Source organism: Streptococcus sp. 27098_8_99, from assembly GCF_041431935.1.
Lineage (GTDB): Bacteria > Bacillota > Bacilli > Lactobacillales > Streptococcaceae > Streptococcus > Streptococcus parasanguinis_D.
The window spans coordinates 40,786-56,547 of record NZ_JAPVYQ010000007.1 but is presented as its reverse complement, the minus strand read 5'-3'; the positions used below and the strand labels follow the sequence as shown (position 1 = coordinate 56,547).

The 15,762-nt window shown below is 40.7% G+C and carries 11 protein-coding genes; 6 read left to right on the top strand and 5 right to left on the bottom strand.

Features of this window, described 5'->3' with window-relative positions; all coding sequences use genetic code 11:
- Positions 1–126 precede the first annotated feature (126 nt).
- From O3605_RS05550 to O3605_RS05540, 3 genes are all read right to left on the bottom strand, one after another.
- Positions 127–969 carry a sugar ABC transporter permease gene (locus O3605_RS05550; RefSeq protein ID WP_021154117.1) on the bottom strand — a complete coding sequence of 281 codons (843 nt, stop codon included), beginning with the start codon at positions 967–969 and terminating at the stop codon, positions 127–129.
- Position 970: 1 nt separating this feature from the next.
- The gene (locus O3605_RS05545) at positions 971–2,266 is read right to left on the bottom strand and encodes a sugar ABC transporter permease (protein ID WP_070505995.1); all 1,296 of its coding nucleotides are present in this window, start codon (positions 2,264–2,266) and stop codon (positions 971–973) included.
- A gap of 127 nt (positions 2,267–2,393) precedes the next feature.
- Positions 2,394–3,650, bottom strand: coding sequence for an extracellular solute-binding protein (locus O3605_RS05540; protein ID WP_023919928.1), 1,257 nt, complete (start codon positions 3,648–3,650; stop codon positions 2,394–2,396).
- A gap of 446 nt (positions 3,651–4,096) precedes the next feature.
- Here O3605_RS05540 and malQ point away from each other — a divergent pair, with 446 nt between their 5' ends.
- The 5 genes from malQ to nrdI all read left to right on the top strand — a co-directional run bounded on the left by malQ (position 4,097) and on the right by nrdI (position 12,871).
- On the top strand, positions 4,097–5,626 hold the full coding sequence (gene malQ / locus O3605_RS05535) for a 4-alpha-glucanotransferase (protein WP_070505999.1): 1,530 nt from the start codon (positions 4,097–4,099) through the stop codon (positions 5,624–5,626).
- 43 nt (positions 5,627–5,669) lie between these two features.
- Complete coding sequence (gene glgP, locus O3605_RS05530) at positions 5,670–7,928, top strand: glycogen/starch/alpha-glucan family phosphorylase (RefSeq protein ID WP_371585470.1); 2,259 nt, start codon at positions 5,670–5,672, stop codon at positions 7,926–7,928.
- A 692-nt stretch (positions 7,929–8,620) separates the two neighbouring features.
- Entirely contained in the window at positions 8,621–11,413 is a 2,793-nt protein-coding gene (locus tag O3605_RS05525) for a GbpC/Spa domain-containing protein (protein ID WP_049495690.1), read from the top strand.
- Positions 11,414–11,838: 425 nt separating this feature from the next.
- Positions 11,839–12,354 (top strand): ABC transporter permease, encoded by a 516-nt coding sequence (locus tag O3605_RS05520; RefSeq protein WP_049495688.1) that lies wholly within the window; start codon positions 11,839–11,841, stop codon positions 12,352–12,354.
- A gap of 61 nt (positions 12,355–12,415) precedes the next feature.
- Entirely contained in the window at positions 12,416–12,871 is a 456-nt protein-coding gene (nrdI, locus tag O3605_RS05515; RefSeq protein WP_049495685.1) for a class Ib ribonucleoside-diphosphate reductase assembly flavoprotein NrdI, read from the top strand.
- A 194-nt stretch (positions 12,872–13,065) separates the two neighbouring features.
- On the opposite strand, the gene O3605_RS05510 is transcribed toward nrdI, so the two are convergent.
- Both O3605_RS05510 and argS read right to left on the bottom strand, forming a co-directional pair.
- Complete coding sequence (locus O3605_RS05510) at positions 13,066–13,311, bottom strand: MarR family transcriptional regulator (RefSeq protein WP_070664989.1); 246 nt, start codon at positions 13,309–13,311, stop codon at positions 13,066–13,068.
- A 153-nt stretch (positions 13,312–13,464) separates the two neighbouring features.
- A complete protein-coding gene (gene argS, locus O3605_RS05505) occupies positions 13,465–15,153 on the bottom strand; it encodes an arginine--tRNA ligase (protein WP_371585468.1) in 1,689 nt (562 codons plus the stop codon).
- 104 nt (positions 15,154–15,257) lie between these two features.
- Here argS and argR point away from each other — a divergent pair, with 104 nt between their 5' ends.
- On the top strand, positions 15,258–15,698 hold the full coding sequence (gene argR / locus O3605_RS05500; protein WP_023919910.1) for an arginine repressor: 441 nt from the start codon (positions 15,258–15,260) through the stop codon (positions 15,696–15,698).
- The last annotated feature ends 64 nt before the right edge of the window (positions 15,699–15,762 follow it).

The following is a 15,762-nucleotide window of genomic DNA, read 5'->3' as shown; positions in this document are numbered from 1 at the left end:
ATAAGAGTATCAGAAATGCAAAGAGAAATCTCTTTGCATTGATTTTATTCTTAACGAAGGGTAGTAAAGCATCCACCATACTACCCTCAACTTAAAAATAAAATGTGCTTGAAATAAGATTCTATTTTATCCTTTATCTCCACCAGCTGTCAAGCCTGAAACAAAGTTCTTTTGTAGGAAGAAGAATAAGATACAGATTGGAACCGCGATCAAAATAGCACCGGCTGCAAAGAAGGCGATTTTTTGATTTTTTTGGTCACTGATAAAGGTTTGAAGACCAACGGCTACCGTATAGTTCACTTCGTCACGAAGCAAGAATTTAGACAAGATATAGTCTCCGAAAGGCCCCATGAAAGCCCAAAGTGCTTGAACGGCAATCATTGGACGAACAAGAGGAAGGACGATTTGCCAGAAGCGACGGAAGTGTCCAGCTCCATCCAATTTCGCAGATTCATCGAGGGAAATTGGAACAGTATCAAAGTATCCCTTCATCAACCAGGCATTCATTGGAATACCACCACCAACATAAAGGAAGATCAAGAACCAAGGTTGGTTCAAGGCATTCAGCATCAAAGCCATAACGAAGAAGGCTGTGAGGGCTGCCATGGTTGGGACCATTTGAATAATCAAGAAGAAGACCAAACTTTGTTTACGCGCCAAGAAATTGTAACGGCTGTATGCGTAACCTGCGAAGGTAACGATACTTGTTTGTACAATCATGGTGATAATGGCGATAACCAAGGTGTTCATATACCAAGTGCCATAATGGGTTTCAGAGAAAAGTTTTGAGAAGTTATCAAAACTAAGATTGCCACTAAAATCAAGTGTAAAGGCACTGACATTCCCTGATTTGAAGGCTGATAGAACCGTAATCAACAATGGATAAATGATAACGATTGAAAGAACCACCATGTACAGGTAAGTCAAGAAATGATTGAGGCGGCGTTTAAATTGAACTGAATTTTTCATTTTATACATCCTCCATATCAAATGCATGTAGTTTCTTGAAGGCAACCATAGAGATTGAGATCACAATCACAGAGATAATCAAGGTTACCGCTGCAGCCATTGAATATTGAGGAGAAGAATTGGTTGTCAACTTGTAGATCCATGAGATCAAGATATCTGTAGATCCGGCGTTTCCTCCGACAGAACCAGGTCCCCCATCGTTAAACAAGTAAATGATGGAGAAGTTATTAAAGTTGAAGGTATATTGACTGATCAAAGTTGGAGCTGCAACAGCCATAATCATTGGGAAAGTGATGCTGCGGAATTTTTGCCAACCGTTGGCACCATCAATATAAGCAGCTTCGTAAAGATCGTTTGGAATAGATTGAAGAATCCCTAAAGTCAAGACGTAGATGTAAGGGAAGCCGAGCCAACCTTGCATCATAATCAAAGCAATTTTTGTCCAGGTAGGATCTGTTTTCCAAGGAATCAAAACGCCATCTAAGAATGGGAAGATCTTCGCAAACAATGGGATAACTTGTGCATTGATAGCACCGACACTATCGTTAAACATATTTGAGAAAGTTAGGATAGTGATGAAGGCTGGAACAGCCCAAGGAAGCAAGAAGATAACCCCAAAGATTCGTTTTCCTTTTACGAATGGTTGGTTTGCAACAATAGCGGTCAAGATACCGAGTACGATTTGAAGAGTAGAAGCTGCGAGGGCCCAAATCAAGGTCCAGCCAAGAACCGATGTAAAGGCTGAGCGGAAGGTACTCAAGGTCCACATATTAGTGAAGTTTTGGAACCCGATCCAATCAAGCAAGGTTGTTGGAGCGGTATGTTTGAAGTCGTAGTTGGTAAAGGCGATCATCAAAGTTACTAAAACTGGGAAGATAATCGCAAATGTCATAGCAATGTATGAAGGAATAATCAATAAATATGGGAAGCCATTTTCATAGATGGCTTGAACCATTTCTTTCAAGGTTTTTGGAACGGCAATCCCGTTGTTGATGCGTTTAGCAACTGTTCCAGCATCCTTAATATTTAAGGCATAAAATAGGAAGTAAACAACAGTGATGATCAAGTGGAAGGCGCCACGAATCAAGATAAAGAGAGAATTATCTTGTCCACGGACGGTTCCAAGTGTAACCAATTTCGCTAATTCTCCAGCTCCAATTCCTAGGAAATAGGCGAGAAAGAGAATGGTTACGGCAAGAAAAATATAGCCTTTGGTTTTTTGTTTGTTATAAATTTGCCCAAGACCCGGGATCAAAGAGAGCCATATAGCCTTTTTAGGGTTTTGTTCTGTAGTCATTCAAATCTCCTTATAATGTCCTTGCTAGAGAGCAAGAAGACAAGTCAGACAGTAAGTTGTGCTTGAAAATTGAACATAAGAGGTTGGGACCTTGTCTCCAACCTCTTACTCACACCTAAAAACTGTCTTATTTGCTACCGAATTTTTGTTCGATGGTTTCTTTAATCAATTTCACTGCATCGTCAGCAGATGCTTTTGCAGATTTTTTACCACTTACAGCATCGAAAAGCATAGTAGCAGCTGGATCCCAAACAGCACTCATTTCTGAGATATTTGGCATTGGTTGAGCGTTCTTGAATTGATCAACAACGGCAGTTGTCAATTCATCGTTTTTGCTAACCGCATATTTACGAGCTTCTGTGTTGGCAGGAACTTCATTGGTCTTGTCAAACAAAGCTTTTTGTTGGTCAGTACTTGTCAAGAAGTCAATGAATTTTTGAGCGCCATCAAGGTTTTTCGCACCTGCAGGGATAACCCAAGCTTTACCACCACCAAAGGCAGAGTATTGTTTTCCGTTTGGAAGAGTTGGAATCGTTGCGACACCGTAGTTTACTTTAGCTTCTTTCAATGAAGCAGCTTTCCAAGGACCATCGATGATAGCAGCTGTTTTACCTTCTTGGAATTGTGTTTGGATGAAGTTAGCAGCAGCTTTTGTATCTTGCAAACCTTTTGGCCATTTAGCATACCAAGTTTTTGCATATTCGATACCATCGATAGAACCTTGGTTGTTCAATCCAATATCTTTAGGATCTGTACCGTCTTTACCAAACACATAACCGCCGTTACCTGAAAGTAAACCGTAAGTGTAGTAGAAGTTTGTCCAGTCAGCTAAGAAGGCAGTTGTTTTACCAGGTTCGCTAGCGAAGTCGTACTTGCTATCTTTTGCAAGATTTTCAAGATCACCAAATGTTTTTGGAGCTTCGCTTACAAGATCTTTGTTATAGTAGAGAACCAATGTTTCGATGACAGCAGGTGCACCGTAAACTTTACCACCGTTTGTTACAAGAGCTTCAGTTGTTTTATCTGTATGGCTATCTTTGTTTAATGTCACTTCAGCCAATTGACCATCGCTACCAAGACCACCTACACGGTCGTATGGAGCCATCATTACGTCTGGAGCTTTTTTAGATTGGTTATCAAGAGAAAGGTTATCCAATCCACCAAGAGCATCACCAGTCTTGATGTTAATTTTTACGCCATTTTCTTTTTCAAAAGCTTTTGCAGCTTCTTCAACATAAGATTTGTAGCCTTTGTCTACATAGACGTTGATTTCTTTACTTGCCTCAGAAGAACCTGATGAGTTATTGCTACAAGCAGCAAGTAAGAAGCCGGCAAAACCAACTGTACCAAGTACAGCAGCACTACGTAAAATTGTACGTTTCATGATTTATTCCTCCTAAAGAATAAAAAAAGATAATAATTAGAAACCGTTTTAGACAAACGTTTTCCTAAAACGTCTTAAGTATATCACAAGGCGAAAACGTTTGCAAGTAGTTTTAAACAATTTTTTTAAAAATATTTTAATTCCGAACTTTCTTCTATAAAAACCGCTAATTCATTGACATTGCTAATAATAAATACTAAACTAGAAATACGGGGCTTTTTAAAAAAAAGATAAAAAGTTTTTAAGAAACCCCTTGCAGAAAATATGGAAAAAGTTTATAATGACATGGTACGCAAACGTTTTCGCAAAAATTGCGTAAACTGAGTTGCGCCTGTTCGATTTTAACAAAGAGTAGAGCCGCTTGAGAGCTGGATATGACTCTGCAACGATACCCATACCATGCACCGAATCGCAGGCTTCAAAGAAATAAAAAGAGGTGGTAACCCATGAAAAAACGTCAAAGTGGTGTTTTGATGCACATTTCTTCCCTTCCTGGACAATACGGAATCGGATCATTTGGACAATCAGCATATGATTTTGTTGATTTCCTCGTTCGGACCAAGCAACGTTACTGGCAAATCTTGCCGCTTGGTACAACTAGTTATGGAGATTCTCCATACCAATCTTTCTCAGCTTTTGCTGGGAACACTCATTTTATTGATTTCGATCTTTTGATCGAGCAAGGTTTGTTGACAGAAGCAGACCTTGAAGGAGTGGACTTTGGTCAAGATCCTGCTCAAGTGGATTATGCAAAGGTTTTCGAACAACGTCGTCCTTTGCTTGAAAAAGCAGTTGCGAATTTCTTAAAATCAAGTGATCAAAAAGAATTCCAAGAATTTTGTGAAGCCAATGCTTCTTGGTTGGAGCTCTTCGCAGAATACATGGCTATTAAAGAACACTTTGATTTGAAAGCTTGGACAGAATGGCCAGATGCAGCTATTCGTGCACGTGAGCCAAAAGCTTTGGCTAAATACCGTGAAGAATTGACAGATAAATTGACTTACCATCGTGTGACTCAATTCTTCTTCTTCCAACAATGGTTGGCCTTGAAAGCTTATGCCAACGACCACCACATTGAAATTGTGGGAGATATGCCAATTTATGTAGCGGAAGATTCAAGCGACATGTGGGCTAATCCTCATCTCTTCAAAACAGATGAAAACGGGAAGGCAACTTGCATTGCAGGATGCCCGCCAGATGAGTTCTCAGCAACTGGTCAACTTTGGGGGAATCCAATCTATGACTGGGAAGCAATGGACAAAGACGGCTACCAATGGTGGATTGAACGCTTGCGTGAAAGCTTCAAGATCTACGACATTGTTCGGATCGACCACTTCCGAGGTTTTGAATCATACTGGGAAATCCCAGCTGGTTCCGAAACTGCCGCACCTGGTAAATGGGTCAAAGGTCCTGGCTACAAACTCTTTGCAGCCGTGAAGGAAGAACTCGGTGATTTGAACATCATCGCTGAGGACCTCGGCTTTATGACGAATGAAGTCATTGAGCTTCGCGAACGTACTGGCTTCCCAGGAATGAAGATTCTTCAATTTGCCTTCAATCCTGACGACGAAAGTATCGATAGCCCTCACTTGGCACCAAACAACTCTGTGATGTACACTGGAACACATGATAACAACACAGTTCTTGGATGGTACCGCAATGAAATCGACGATCCAACTCGTGAGTACCTGGCTCGTTATACCAACCGGAAAGAGTACGAATCTGTACCGCATGCTATGCTTCGCACCGTCTTTGCTTCCGTCAGCTTCATGGCGATTGCTACGATGCAAGACTTGCTTGAGTTAGATGGCTCAGCTCGGATGAACTTCCCATCAACTCTTGGTGGTAACTGGTCATGGCGAATGACAGCGGATCAATTGACTCCAGCTGTTGAGCAAGAATTGTTTGATTTCACTACGATCTATCGTCGTGAAAATAAAGACTTGAAAAAAGATGTTAAGAAAGCAGAAAAATAATCTTTCCCTATTAAAATTGTTGAAACAAAGGAGACTTTAAAACATGGAATCATTACAAAAATATGTGATTGATCATCACCAAAAAACAATTGCAGAATGTTCAAATGAAGAATTGTACATTGCTTTGCTTAATTACACCAAGCAAGCAAGCGCTCAAAAGAAATTAAATACTGGTAAGAAAAAAGTTTACTATATCTCAGCTGAGTTCTTGATCGGTAAACTCTTGTCTAACAACTTGATCAACTTGGGTCTTTACGACGATGTCAAACAAGAATTGTCAGATGCTGGTAAAGACTTGATCGAAGTAGAAGAAGTGGAATTGGAACCATCACTTGGTAACGGTGGTTTGGGACGTTTGGCAGCCTGCTTTATCGACTCTATCTCAAGCCTTGGTTTGACAGGGGATGGGGTTGGTTTGAACTACCACTTTGGTTTGTTCCAACAAGTCCTTAAAAACAACCAACAAGAAACGATTCCAAACGCATGGTTGACTGACCAAAGCTGGCTCGTTCGTTCAAGCCGTAGCTACCAAGTGCCATTTGCACACTTCACATTGACTTCTACCCTTTATGATATCGACGTACCTGGTTACAAGATCGATACCAAGAACCGTTTGCGTTTGTTCGACTTGGATTCAGTTGATTCATCTATTATTGAAGATGGTATTAACTTTGACAAGACAGATATCGCTCGCAACTTGACCCTCTTCTTGTACCCAGATGATAGTAACCGTCAAGGGGAATTGCTCCGTATCTTCCAACAATACTTCATGGTATCAAACGGTGCACAATTGATCATCGACGAAGCCATCGAAAAAGGAAGCAACTTGCATGACCTTGCTGACTATGCTGTTGTCCAAATCAACGATACTCACCCATCAATGGTCATCCCTGAATTGATCCGTCTTTTGACAGAACGTGGTATTGGAATGGATGAAGCTATCTCTATCGTACGTAGCATGACAGCTTACACCAACCACACAATCCTTGCAGAAGCCCTTGAAAAATGGCAACTTGAATTCTTGCAAGAAGTGGTTCCTCACTTGGTTCCAATCATTGAAGAATTGGACCGCCGTGTTCGCGCTGAATACAAAGATCCAGCTGTTCAAATCATCGATGAAAATGATCGCGTACACATGGCACACATGGATATCCACTATGGATACAGTGTAAACGGGGTTGCAGCTCTCCATACAGAAATCTTGAAGAATTCGGAGTTGAAGGCCTTCTACGATATTTACCCTGAAAAATTCAACAACAAAACAAACGGGATTACCTTCCGTCGTTGGCTCATGCATGCCAACCCAACCTTGTCACACTACTTGGATGATATCCTCGGACGTGACTGGCACCATGACGCATCTAAATTGGAAGACCTTCTTTCTTATGAAGATAAAGATGCCGTCAAAGCAAAATTGGAAAACATCAAGTCTCACAACAAACGGAAATTGGCTCGTTTCTTGAAAGACCATCAAGGTGTGGAAATCAATCCAAATTCTATCTTTGACACCCAAATCAAACGTCTTCACGAATACAAACGTCAACAAATGAACGCTTTGTACGTGATCCACAAATACTTGGACATCAAAGCCGGAAATATCCCTGCTCGCCCAATCACTGTTCTCTTTGGTGGTAAAGCAGCTCCTGCCTACACTATTGCACAAGATATTATCCACTTGATCCTTTGCTTGTCTGAAGTGATTGCAAACGATCCAGCAGTAGCTCCACACTTGCAAGTTGTTATGGTAGAAAACTACAACGTAACTGCTGCAAGCTACTTGATCCCAGCTAGCGATATTTCTGAGCAAATCTCTCTTGCTTCGAAAGAAGCTTCAGGTACTGGTAACATGAAATTCATGTTGAATGGTGCATTGACACTTGGTACGATGGATGGAGCCAACGTGGAAATCGCTGAATTGGTTGGACGTGACAACATTTACATCTTCGGTGAAGATTCAGAAACAGTTATCGATCTTTATGCCAAATCAGCATACAAATCAGCAGACTTCTATGAACGTGAAGCCATCAAACCATTGGTAGACTTCATCGTCAGCGATGCCGTTCTTGCAGTTGGGAACAAAGAACGCTTGACTCGCCTTCACAATGAATTGATCAACAAAGACTGGTTCATGACTCTTCTTGATTTGGAAGACTACATTGTAACCAAAGAACGCATGTTGGCTGACTACGAAGACCGTGATGCATGGTTGGATCAAGTCATCGTTAACATTGCGAAAGCAGGATTCTTCTCGTCTGACCGTACGATCGCTCAGTACAACGAAGACATCTGGCACTTAAACTAATCAGCTGATATTAGACCATGGTTCTTAGAGCCCTGGTCTTTTTTATAGAATTGGGGGAGGAAATTGGAAAGGACTAGAGATTGGGAGGAGCGTAGCTACAGATGGTGCATGAGTGTGGGAGGAGATTTTCTTTCAATTTGCCCTTGATTTTCATGTTGCTTTCTGAAATAAAGTGAAGGAGACATCGAAAAAGAAAAAACGATGTGCTCGTTTTTCGAAATAAAAGGGAATAACCGCCCCCAAAAAATAGCTCTAACTAAGGTCTAGGTAAGGGGTTTCAAGCAATGGCTGATTCCTTAAAATTTATTGTTTTTTTGAATTTTACGGACCTAAAAAGGGAGAATGTTACATAATTTTTTGTTTTGTAGGTCAAATCTAATCTATTGGTATAAAAAAATACTTCCCCTTAAAAAGCCTTCTGGTGAAATTTATAAAAAGAGGAAGCGGCTTAAAAACCTTTGAAAATAAAGGTTTTTTCAAGCCTGTTTACATATATTTTCAACCAAAAGATGAAGAAGAACTTGAAAGTTTGGCGTTTCAAGTTGTTATATATTTAAAGTAAAATAAAATAAAAAATTAAATCAACACATATTTTATAATGGTTGATTGTGGTACAATAGAGTCAACTGAAAGTAGCATATTTTTGCCTCTACAGTGAGATTTTTTTAAACATAAAAAGGAGAGTTTTGAAAATGAAAAGCTATCGTGAACATGTTTCGAAGCAGGAAAAATTTTCAATTCGTAAGTTATCAGTCGGTGTTGTTTCATTAGCCATCGCTGGATTGGCTACTGTTAATACCTACGGAGCAGAAGTGAAAGCAGATGAGGCAACAGCGCCTGCAACTGAAGCGACTACTACGGATACAGCAACAAGCGATGCAGCTGTTGCAACAAGTTCTAAGTTGACATCTACAACTGTGACAGAAGGAAATAAAACAGTTACGACTACTTATGTAGAATCACCAGAACTTGAAAAAGCAAAAGCTGATGCAGCTACAGAAGGTGTGACCGTTACAGAAGAAGCTGAAAAAGTCCAACCATCTATCGCAGCAGCAGAAGCAGATAATAAAGCTCAAACAGCTGAAATCAACACAGTCGTTGAAAACTACAAAAAGGCCAAAGCTGAGTATGAAGCAAAATCTCAAGAAATCACATTGGTTGAAAAGAGAAATGCAGAAGCAGAAGCGGCTTACAAGAAACAAGTAGAGGACTACAATACCCAACAAGCAGCTTATAAAGCAGCCTTAGCAGCATACAATCAGCAAAAGGCAGCTTATGACGCCAAATTAGCAGAAAAAGCAGCAGCAGATAAGGCCAATGCAGAAGCAAAAGCTAAGTATGAAGCAGAAATGGCTGTTTACAATACAGCTAAAGCGCAATACGATAAAGATTTACAAGAATACCAAACTAAGAAAGCGCAATACGATAAAGATAAAGAAGCTTATGATCAATTGGTAGCGAAGAAAGCAGAAGAAGATGCTGCCAAGGCTCAATACGAAGCTGATCTTAAAAAGTACAATGTTGAAAAAGCACAGTACGAAAATGATTATATTGCTTATCAAAAGAAATTAGCTGAATACGAAATTGCCAAAAAACAATATACGGACGCGAAACAAGCATACGACAAATATATGACAGACAATGCGTATGCTGACCTTAAAAATGTTTCAACTGTTCAAGATTTGACCTTCCAACGTGAAGGTGGTGCAACTCACACCATTGACGGCATCAGCACTTATCTTACTCGTGATGCTCAAGCTCGTTTAAATACAAGCAATGTCCATCAATATGATTCCAATAAATTGGAAGCTTCAGATATTGTAGCGACTAGTCCTTGGGCCAATAATGAAACTGAGTACATTCAAGTGAAGGAAGGCGATAAATTTGTCGTTACTTATGATAACTTGAATCAGTCTAGCATGCGTGAAAATACGGATATGCATCCAATCAAACGTGTGATTTACCGTTATGAGATTTTAAGTCTTCCATCAAATGATGGCAAAGGAATTGCAGCAGTCAACGCAGATCCAACGGTAACCATGACAGTGGGTGCTTCAACAGATAAAGACAAACCTGTTAAAGTTGCTGTTGATGTTGAATTCTATGATGGTGATGGCAATAAGTTTGATTTGACACAGCACAATGCGATTGTCGCTTTGAACTCCCTCAACCACTGGACAGGTGCATCCTATGTAGATAGTGGAGATAAACCTCGTGCCCTTACAGTAGAAGCCAAAGATAAAGATGGCAACACTGTTCGTGGAACTTGGGATCCATATGCAGATGGTTCATCCATGAGCATTGAAAACAATGAAGTGAAGGTTAAAACAGGAAAAGCAGACTTTGGTACTGCAACTGTTTCCATTTCAGCAGACAACCCTCTCAAAATTGTGACTCAGAAATATGGTTATGTTAAAGATGACACAGGTAAATGGGTTCCTGGTACGACACCTGAGAAGGAAGAAGTAACGGATGCGTTAACTGCAAATGCTTCGGGTTCAGGAAGTGTTCATTCTATTGGTACAGAAGAATTTACCTTTGAAGGTAAGGATGATGTTATCGGATCATACAAAGTAGATGCAACTACAGGTCAAATTACGTTCACACCTAAGAAGAAATTTGAAAATGTGGAACACCAAGAGTCTGTAAATGTTGGAAATAATAAATTTATTCCAATTCCAAACTCAAGTGTTTCTTATGATGCTGCTACTAAAGAAGTAACTTCCTTTAAAGATAACCAATATATTGAACATGGATCTGTCTTTAACGGTGAATCTTCAACAACTCTTGAAGGTTGGGATAATCCATCTTCTCCATACCTCTATTATGGTGGAGCAGGCTTGAAGATGTCAGATGGACACTTAGTCTTTACGGCTAATGGTGCCAATGCGGCTGGTCAACCAACGGTTTACTGGTTTGCCATCAACTCAAATGTAAGTCTTCCTAAAGAGCCAGGAGAAGAACCGAAAGAGCCAACAAAACCAACCGAACCAAAGGCTCCAACTCCACCAACCCCAACAGTTGTGGAAGTGCCTGCAGAGCCAAGTAAACCAGAAGAACCTAAATCACCAACTCCGCCAACAGCACCTAAGTACACTGTGATTACGGTTGATGTGAAGGAACCAAAAGCTCCAACTCCACCAACAGAGCCAACCCCACCGACTCCTGAAGTCGTTCCAAATACGAATCCGGTGAAACCGGAAGCTGAAGTGAAATGGCATAAGAATAAAGTGGTAACGGAAACAGACATTCCAACTCCACCGACACCAGTCCCTCCAACCCCACCAACACCATACAACCCACCAACACCAATCGTTCCACCGACTCCAGAGGTTCCAAAAGAACCAACTCCTGAAGTTCCGGAACAGCCTGTACAACCTGCACTTCCAAATACAGGTACAGAAAGCTCAGCTGCAGCTGTTCTTGCAGGTGCGATGGCTGGATTACTTGGATTGAGTCTTGCTCGCAAGAAAAAAGAGGATTAATTCTTATCCCTTTCGTTCATTCATCTAAATAAAGAAAGTCAGAAGGCAAGTCCTTCTGGCTTTTTTGATGGGAGTGATGACCAAATAGTTGTGAAAAAGGACAGAATAGTTTTTGGATAAGGAGGGGAAATGGCTTTTTTAGACCAAATCGTGTCCAAATGAAGCAGAATAGAAATGGATGACACAAGAAGAAAATGAGATATACTGGTGGTGTTCGAATGAAAGTTTACAGGACTCCGTTATATCTCTAATCTTTCCAATGATACATTTGCGATGTCTTTTTCATCTTTTGCACACATTACTTTTCCAAATGAATTTCATTTGAACGTATCAGTGATCAGGCAAGTGCTTCCACGGTTTTGAGGCGCTTGCCTTTCTATCTGTATCGCGATATAATAGGGTGTAAGAAATGAAAAGGAGTTTGTATGAAAAAGAAACCTATCTATCTGTATATCCTGTTATTTTTCTCAACGGTTGGAACCCTGACTTCAGCTGTCTCAACCTTTGGAGCTTCAAAGAGTTTTGAACTAACAGATGACTTTGCAAAACAACTTGGCTTAACGACAGCTCAAGATAAGGCGGACTACTTAGCATATTATGGCAAATCAGTACAAGCCAATCAGTCTCCGCTTGCCTTTTTATTTGTTTCCCTGATTCTTATCGCTTTGCTTGCAACTTTCTATTTCCTCTTTATGAAGGAGGATCTGCTAACAGCCCATTATACTTATTTGGGGCAGATTTTGCTAAACCAAGTATTCTCTTGCTATAATTATCTTGCAGGACGTCCACTATTAGCTAGTTTTTCAAACTCAGCGCTTCGTCAACGATATCTAGCATCTTCATTCCTTGCTTTGTTACTCTTGACCGCTTTGAACCTTCTCTTTTTTGGGATTATTTTATATAAAACCTGGCATCTGAGAAAAGCTCAAGCTACGGCTTAATAGATGATTGTGAATGGAGCTCTCTTAGAGGATAAGAGAGCTTCTTGATTGGAGAAAAAAGATGAAAGTATCCTTTGTTTATATTAGTCTGAGTGGGAACACAGAGAGTTTTGTCCGCCGTTTAAGTGACTTTTTGCTAGAAGCCCATCCCGGACTTGAAATCGAGAAAGTGCATGTGAAAGACCTGGTCAAAGAGGGCCAGCCCTTCTTTGAAATGACCAATCCTTTTATCACTTTTTTGCCAACCTATTTGGAGGGTGGAAATGGTGTTGACAATGGCGATGTGGAAATTTTGACGACAGATGTTGCGGATTTTATTGCTTATGGAGACAACGCCAGCAAGTGCTTAGGAGTGGTTGGATCAGGCAATCGGAATTTTAACAATCAATATTGTTTAACCGCTAAGCAATACAGCCAACGCTTTGGTTTCCCTATGTTAGCTGATTTTGAAATGCGGGGGATGTTGGGAGATATTAAAAAAGTAGTCGCCATTGTAGAAGATTTGTATCATCTTTAAAATAAAGAGAGGCTGGGACAAAAGTCCTAGCCTCTTAATTGTTTTTGGATTGTCGAGCAAGACGCAGTGGTTGAGTGGGCTCTACTACGCTGATTTCATCAGCTTTTACAGCCCTACTCAACTGTTCGGAGGTGGGACGACGAAATCGAATTCTAACGAATTACCGATTTCTGTCCCACTCTCTCTTTTACGCTTTATTTTAATTTTTCTGTGATTTCTTTAGCAAGTAGGAGACCCAATCGATAGTCTTTATTGATGGCATGGATGACATCGTTGATATTGTCGGTCTCTTGGATTTTTTCCTTGATGCTATCTTTGAAAGCTTGATCTTTCAAGAGTTGCTCTTGTAAGAGCCGTTGTAGTTTTTCTCTTTCGTACTTGTTAAATAAAAAGAGGATCACTAAACTGATGAGGATTAAGATGTAAACGGTTTGATTCATAGATTTCTCCTGTATATAAAGGATCTGAAAATGTAGAGAATGAAGGGCATTGGGCATGACAAAAGGAGTGAGAAAGAACTAAATTGAATCGCATTTAGTTTCTCCTCTCACTCCCATAAGAGATGTTCTACTGATCAATCATTAGATAAGAAATTACATTTTCTCAGGTGCTTCGACACCAAGTAAGCGAAGGGCTTCTTTTAAGACTACTGCTGTTGAGTAGCTAAGAGCAAGACGGCTATCGCGTTCTGGACTTTCATCCAAGATACGAGTGTGAGCATAGTACTTGTTGAAGGCTTGAGCCAAGTTAATCGCATATTTAGCGATCAAGGATGGGTCATAGTTTTCAGCGGCACGTTTCACGACACGAGAGAAGTCTTGGAGAAGTTTGATGATTTCCCAGCTTTCTGGGTCGCTCAAGCTGTAAGTTGCATCTGTTGATGGAGTGAAGTTGGCTTTGCGAAGGATGGATTGGATACGAGCGTATGCGTATTGAACGTAAGGTCCAGTTTCTCCTTCGAAGGATACCATGGCTTCAAGGTCAAAGTCATACCCGTTGCGACGGTCTGTCTTCAAATCGTAGAATTTAACCGCACCAACACCGACTGCATGTGCCACTTCTTCTTTGTTTTCAAGTTCAGGATTCTTCTCTTCGATCTGAGCTTTGGCACGAGAGATGGCTTCTTGAAGAGTTGGTTCGAGAAGGATGATATTTCCTTTACGAGTTGACAATTTTTGGCGGTTTTTTGTCACCAAACCAAAGTCAACGTGAACCATATCATCGCTCCAGTCAAATCCCATTTTCTTCAGAACAGCTTTCAACTGACGGAAGTGGTTGGATTGTTCTTGACCTACAGCATAGAAGTTTTTCACAAAGTTGTATGTCCGTGCACGGTAGATAGCGGTTGCGATATCACGCGTGATGTAAAGAGTGGCACCGTCTGATTTTTTTATCATAGCTGGTGGAAGGTTCACATCATCGAGCTCAACGATGCTAGCCCCTTTAGATTCTTTCAACAAGCCTTTGTCTTCAAGGATTTGAACCCCTTCATCCATCTTGTCGTTGTAGAAAGCTTCCCCGTTTAAGCTATCAAACTCAACACCGAGGAGTTTGTAGATACGGTTGAATTCCACCAAGCTTTCGTCACGGAACCATTGCCACAATTCAGTTGCTTCTGGATCCCCATCTTCTAATTTTTTGAACCATTTACGTCCTTCTTCATCAAGCTCAGGATCGTTTTCGATTTCAGCGTTGATTCGAACGTAAAGTTTTAGCAATTCATCGATTGGGTTGGCTTCGACAGCTTCCTTGCTACCCCATTTTTTGTAGGCCACCATCAAGAGACCGAACTGTTTACCCCAGTCTCCCAAGTGGTTGATTTTAATCGTGTTGTAGCCCATTTTGCGGAAGATGTTCGAAAGAGCATCCCCGATAACGGTTGAGCGCAAGTGACCAACTGAGAATGGTTTTGCGATATTTGGACTTGAAAGGTCGATGGTAATGTTTTGACCTTTACCTTCGTCTTGTTGGCCATAGTCTGCACCTGCTTCGATGACAGATTTGATCACTTGATCAGAGATCTTAGATTTGTCCAAGAAGAAGTTTACGTAAGGTCCAGTTGCAACAACTTTTTCGAAGGCACTTTGGTCGATTTTTTCAGCAATGTCTGCAGCGATTGCTTGAGGAGCCTTGCGTTCCACTTTTGCAAGTGAGAAGGCTGGAAAAGCAATGTCGCCAAGATCAGATGATTTTGGTTGTTCAAGCAAATTTAAAATAGCATCTTGGTCAAGAGAGTCAATCACTTTGGCCAATTCACTAGCAATGAGTTCTTTATTGTTCATATTAGCTCCTTAGTCCTTTTAACTATTATTTTAACACAATTCTGAGCGAATTTTCAATTTTTTTGGTATAATTTAAAGTATATTTATTCAAAAGTGGAGGTCCAATGAAAAAGACAGAACGACACCTTTTGATTCAACAAATGATTCGAAATGAAAAACTGTCCACGCAAAAAGAGATTCAGGATCGTTTAGAAGCAAAAGGAATTGCAGTAACGCAAACGACCCTCTCACGTGATTTGCGGGATCTAGGTCTGGTCAAGGTGAAGCGAAAAGATCAATTGTATTATATTTTGCCAAATGAGCCTGAGGTGGCAGAGATTTATATTATGTTGTCTAGCCATGCCAAGTCAGTCTCACGAGCAGAATTCACCTTGGTTTTGCGGACAGAGCTAGGAGAAGCAGCTCTCTTGGCCAATGGTGTAGATGAAATGTCAGATGAGCGTATTTTGGGGACAGTAGCAGGGGCCAATACCCTCTTGATTGTCTGCCGTGACCAAGAGGCAGCCATTGAAATTCAAAATGAAATTTTAGGGATGATGCAGTAATCAAGCCCCGTTGGAGAGAAAGAGAGATGTCAAAAGGAGGAAGATAGTGAGCTATCTACTCCTG

Coding starts and splice junctions, on each gene's coding strand:
- O3605_RS05550 (WP_021154117.1), bottom strand. CDS start 969: ATGAAAAATTCAGTTCAATTTAAACGCCGCCTCAATCATTTCTTGACT.
- O3605_RS05545 (WP_070505995.1), bottom strand. CDS start 2,266: ATGACTACAGAACAAAACCCTAAAAAGGCTATATGGCTCTCTTTGATC.
- O3605_RS05540 (WP_023919928.1), bottom strand. CDS start 3,650: ATGAAACGTACAATTTTACGTAGTGCTGCTGTACTTGGTACAGTTGGT.
- malQ (WP_070505999.1), top strand. CDS start 4,097: ATGAAAAAACGTCAAAGTGGTGTTTTGATGCACATTTCTTCCCTTCCT.
- glgP (WP_371585470.1), top strand. CDS start 5,670: ATGGAATCATTACAAAAATATGTGATTGATCATCACCAAAAAACAATT.
- O3605_RS05525 (WP_049495690.1), top strand. CDS start 8,621: ATGAAAAGCTATCGTGAACATGTTTCGAAGCAGGAAAAATTTTCAATT.
- O3605_RS05520 (WP_049495688.1), top strand. CDS start 11,839: ATGAAAAAGAAACCTATCTATCTGTATATCCTGTTATTTTTCTCAACG.
- nrdI (WP_049495685.1), top strand. CDS start 12,416: ATGAAAGTATCCTTTGTTTATATTAGTCTGAGTGGGAACACAGAGAGT.
- O3605_RS05510 (WP_070664989.1), bottom strand. CDS start 13,311: ATGAATCAAACCGTTTACATCTTAATCCTCATCAGTTTAGTGATCCTC.
- argS (WP_371585468.1), bottom strand. CDS start 15,153: ATGAACAATAAAGAACTCATTGCTAGTGAATTGGCCAAAGTGATTGAC.
- argR (WP_023919910.1), top strand. CDS start 15,258: ATGAAAAAGACAGAACGACACCTTTTGATTCAACAAATGATTCGAAAT.